General features: G+C 74.6%; 4 protein-coding genes and 1 pseudogene. 4 read left to right on the top strand and 1 reads right to left on the bottom strand.

The window, feature by feature from the left end; translation table 11 throughout:
- Positions 1–748, bottom strand: a 748-nt coding sequence (locus G6R24_RS18700; RefSeq protein ID WP_163550495.1) for a TetR/AcrR family transcriptional regulator, incomplete at its 3' end; no start/stop codon positions are given.
- A gap of 137 nt (positions 749–885) precedes the next feature.
- On the opposite strand from G6R24_RS18700, the gene G6R24_RS18705 reads away from it, so the two are divergent.
- From G6R24_RS18705 to G6R24_RS22860, 4 genes and pseudogenes are all read left to right on the top strand, one after another.
- Positions 886–2,571, top strand: coding sequence for an FAD-binding oxidoreductase (locus tag G6R24_RS18705; protein WP_163550496.1), 1,686 nt, complete (start codon positions 886–888; stop codon positions 2,569–2,571).
- Positions 2,572–2,687: 116 nt separating this feature from the next.
- On the top strand, positions 2,688–2,846 hold the full coding sequence (locus tag G6R24_RS21725) for a hypothetical protein (protein WP_175084450.1): 159 nt from the start codon (positions 2,688–2,690) through the stop codon (positions 2,844–2,846).
- Between the two features lie 124 nt (positions 2,847–2,970).
- The gene (locus G6R24_RS18710) at positions 2,971–3,819 is read left to right on the top strand and encodes an SDR family NAD(P)-dependent oxidoreductase (protein ID WP_163550497.1); all 849 of its coding nucleotides are present in this window, start codon (positions 2,971–2,973) and stop codon (positions 3,817–3,819) included.
- Between the two features lie 204 nt (positions 3,820–4,023).
- Positions 4,024–4,336, top strand: a pseudogene (locus tag G6R24_RS22860) (hypothetical protein); the annotation flags it as partial.

Genomic DNA, 4,336 nt, shown 5'->3' on the forward strand with positions numbered 1-4,336 from the left:
TCTCGAACAGCCGGCCCGGGCCCGGCTCGCCGGCCGGGTCGGACTCCGGATCGAGCCCCCTGCCGCCGGTCGGGTCGTGATCCGTGGTGGGGTAGGTGTGCAGGAGTCGGCGCAGCTCACCGTCGCGCGTCCTGGTCGGGACACGTCCACCCAGCGCGTCCGCGGACAGCACATAGGACTGCACGACCAGCAGCACCATCACGGCCAGCGCCTCGGGATCGCCGGCGCGCACCGTGCCGGCGCGGGCCGCGGCGCCGAGCTGCCCGGCGAGCAGGTCGACGATCATCTGCTGGGTGGCGCCACGGCGTTCGGTCAGGTAGGGCAGCAGCATCTCCGCGTCCGTCTCCAGGATGCGGCGGTAGACCGGGTTCACCCGGAACGCCTCGACGGTCGCGACGATCTCGTCGACGATGCCGTCCAGCTCGCCGCCGCGCGGATCGCGTTCGGCGAGACGGGCCGCGGCGGTGACGATCGAGCCCCACTCCCGGGTCATCACCTCCCCGACGAGGGCGCGCAGGTCGGGCCAGCGCCGGTAGAGCGTCATCCGGCTCGTTCCGGCCCGCCGGGCGACCTCGGTCAGCGTGGTCCGCCGCACGCCCACGGCCAGCAGTGACGCCTTCGCCGCGTCGAGCACCGCGGCATCGCGCACCGTGCCTTCGGGTCCGACCGTGCCTTCCGGCTCGACCGTGCCTTCCGGTCCGACAGTGCCCGGCGACTTCACGTGTGGTGCGTCTGTGCCGATGCTCATCGCTGTGCTCCCGGTGGCCGTGCTGCGGCCGGTCGGATGTGTCATGGTGAGATCGAGCGCTGTGACACTGTGACACCTTTTGTCACACTGTCACGGTCGCAGTCTACCGAGTCGGACGACCCCGAACCGAGGTGAAGATGACCAGCGCCGAGATCCGCCCGGACGCGGCTCGCGAGGCCGCGGGTCCCCACGGTCACGACGGGGCCGCCGGTGCCACGTCCGCGGAGCCGGTCTGGTGGGGCTGGGGGCCGGCCTTCGCGCACCAGCCGCTGCCGGCGGGTGTCGCCGACGTGCTGACCCAGCTGGGCATCCCGGTGCGCCCGTCCCGGCCGGTGGCGCTGGCGGATGTGCGGCTGCCCCCGGTCCGGCTGTCGGCGACGGCCCGCCACGCGCTCGTGGCGATCGTCGGCGAGGGCCACGTCCGCCTCGAGGCCGAGGTGCGCGTGCGGCACTGTCGGGGGCGTTCCACCACCGACCTGTTGCTGCTGCGCTCCGGGGACGCCAGCGCCGCACCCGACGCGGTGGTGCTGCCCGCCGACCACGACGAGGTGCTGGAGTTGCTACGGGTCGCCACCCGTGAGCGGATCGTCGTCGTGCCCTACGGCGGGGGGACGTCCGTGGTCGGCGGGCTCGCCCCACCGGCGGCACAGGGGCGTCCGGTCATCGCGCTGGACCTGCGTCGACTCGACCGGCTCGGCCGCATCGACCGGGAGTCCGGCACCGTCGAACTCGACGCCGGTCTGCGCGGCCCGCGCGTCGAGGAGCTGCTCGCACCGCACGGTCTCACCCTCGGTCACGTGCCGCAGTCCTGGGAGTACGCCACGATCGGCGGTTTCGCCGCGACCCGGTCCAGCGGTCAGGCCTCCGGCGGCTACGGCCGGTTCGACGAGCTGGTCGTCGGCCTGCGGGTGGCCACTCCCGCCGGTGGCTGGGAGCTCGGCCGGGCGCCCGCCTCGGCCGCCGGCCCCGACCTGCGGGCACTGGTCCTGGGCTCCGAGGGGGCCTTCGGTGTGATCACCCGGGTGACCGTGCGGGTACACCCCCTGCCCGCCCACCGCGTCCACGAGGGCTGGCGGGTACCCGACTTCGCCACCGGGACGCGCCTGCTGCGCGATCTGGCCGCCCGCGACCTGCGTCCCACCGTCTGCCGCCTGGCCGACGAGACCGAGACCCTCGCCAACCTCGCCGGCCCGACCGCCACGGATGACAACGACACCTCGGAGGCCGGTGCCGGTGCCGGCGGATGTCGGCTGATCACGGGGTTCGAGGGTTCCGGGGCGGCGGTGGCCGAGCGGGCGGCGCGGGTCGCGGAGATCCTGCGGGCCGGCGGTGCGACCGCCCTCGGCCCGGACGCCGGACTCGACTGGGAGCGCGGCCGCTTCCGCGCCCCCTACCTGCGCGACGCCCTGCTCGACCTCGGTGTGTTCGCCGAGACCCTGGAGACCGCCGGCTTCTGGTCGTCCCTGCCGGCGCTCTACACGGGCGTGCGACAGGCCCTGACCGACACCCTTGGCCGTGCGGGCCTGGCCCCGGTGGTCATGTGCCATGTGTCCCACCTGTACGCCACGGGTGCGTCCCTGTACTTCACCGTCGTGAGCGCCCAGGGCGACGATCCGGTCGCCACCTGGCGGACCGCCAAGGCCGCGGCCGGGGAGGCGATCGTGGCCGCCGGCGGCACGATCACCCACCATCACGCCGTCGGTACCGAACACCAGCCCTGGCTCGGCGCCGAGATCGGCGGTCTGGGCCTCGACGTCCTGCGCTCGGTGAAACGCACCCTCGACCCCGCCGGCATCCTCAACCCCGGCGTCCTCGTCCCCTGACCAGTGCCCAGACCGGACGCCTCTCGACCGGACGCCCCGCGGCCATCGAGGCCGAGCGGCTCAGGTCGGTCACGTCCGGTGGTGGGGTCGGGTGTGAGCCGGGGTACATCCATCAGATGCAGACCCTCGGTGCCGTGATCGTCGCGATGCTGCTCATGACCATTCCGGCGTTCATCGTCCTGCCCCCGTTGGCCTGGGCGTTCGTCCGTTGTACGCCGCTGCGGGTCGCCGCCGAGGCCGAACGTGAACGTGAACGTCGGCGCCCCCTCGGCTGACCGGCGGGGTCCTCGGCGAGCTGGGAAGCGCGATCCCGCCGGGTGGCCCACCGTGGGCGGCGACGACGCGCCGATCCGGCCATCCCCGACATGTCCGGCCGTGGACTCGGCGAGGATAAGGGGTATGAGCAGCACCCGGGCGCGCGCCACGACACAGGTCGAAGCGGGCGCCACGACCGACGCCAACGCCGGGGCCAACGCGGGGGCGGCCAACGACGCGACGGCCAAGGCTGCCGTCCCGGCCGTGGCGGCCGTGGCGGCGCCGGACGGGGGCGAGGCGACCAGCCGTGGGCTCGTCGTGGTCGGGCCGGGGGCCAGTTTCGGGGTCGAGCTGCTGCGCCGGTTCGGCGAGGAGGGCTTCGCGCTCGGGGTCGTGACCCGGTCCGCGGAGACGCTGGGGCGGATCCGCGGCGAACTGGCCGCGCAGGAACTCACCGTCTCGGGTCTGGTGGCGGACGTGACCGACGCGGCGGGGCTGACCAGAGCGATCGAACGGGTCGCCACCGAGATCGGCGGGCTGACAGCCCTGGTGTACAACGCCAAGATCAGTATCAGGGGGGCCGCGCTCACCGTGGCTCCGGCGACGCTCACGGAGACCTTCGCGGTCAACGTGACCGGGGCGCTCGCCGCGATCCAGGCCGGTGTCGGTCCGCTCACGCAGCGTCCGGGCGCCACCATCGTGCTGACCTCCACCAGCCCGCGGACAGCGCCGGTGGCCGGGCGGTTCACCCTCGCCGTCGGGAAGTCCGGGCTCACGGCGCTGGCCGAGGCGCTGCGCCCGGTGCTCGCGGCGCGGGGTGTGCGGCTGCGCACCGTCCTGCTCGACGGTCGGATCGCCCCCGACGGTCCGTTGCGGCCGCGTGACGTCGCCGAGCACTTCTGGCAGGCGTACGCGGCACCGCGCGGCGACATCTTCCGGCTCGCACCGGCCAGAAGGGACACCCCGGTGGCACAGCTCCCTCTGGAGGTGTGAGCTGGTGTGAGCCGAGGTCAGGGCGAATCGACCGGCGGACGCCCGGACGCGGCGTCGCCGATCCGACATGTCCGCCCCGGCGGCGATCGCACCCGAACCGCCGCACGGCGTGCGAAACATGCGACTATCCGGCGACGGGACGATACGGCGCGAGTGCGGTCCGGTGGCAGGCGGCGTCCGACGGGTACGGCGGGAGATGGTGCGGTGAACGACGGACGCGGTGGCGACGGGCGCGACGGCGATGGTGGCTGGCCTGAGTCGGAGGTCACCCATGTGGCGCCGGCGGACGAGGACGCCACCCAGCTCGGCGACCCGCGTGACCCGCGCGGTCCGGGCGCCGGCGCCGCGGGTGCTGGCGGTCCGCGTGCCGACGGTGCTGGTGCGGGACGGCCGCGCCGGGGTGCGCCGGTCGGGCCACCGCCGCCCGCGGAGGCGTTTCGCCCGGCCGGTCCGCCGCCGCCCGCGGCATCCTTCCAACCGGGGCGCCCGATCGGGGGAGCGGATCCTCGGGTACCAC

This window comes from Candidatus Frankia nodulisporulans (genome assembly GCF_902806475.1).
Classification (GTDB): domain Bacteria; phylum Actinomycetota; class Actinomycetes; order Frankiales; family Frankiaceae; genus Frankia; species Frankia umida.

Excerpts from the sequence above, each read along its gene's own strand:
- G6R24_RS18705 (WP_163550496.1), top strand. The coding sequence starts at position 886 with ATGACCAGCGCCGAGATCCGCCCGGACGCGGCTCGCGAGGCCGCGGGT.
- G6R24_RS18710 (WP_163550497.1), top strand. The coding sequence starts at position 2,971 with ATGAGCAGCACCCGGGCGCGCGCCACGACACAGGTCGAAGCGGGCGCC.
- G6R24_RS21725 (WP_175084450.1), top strand. The coding sequence starts at position 2,688 with ATGCAGACCCTCGGTGCCGTGATCGTCGCGATGCTGCTCATGACCATT.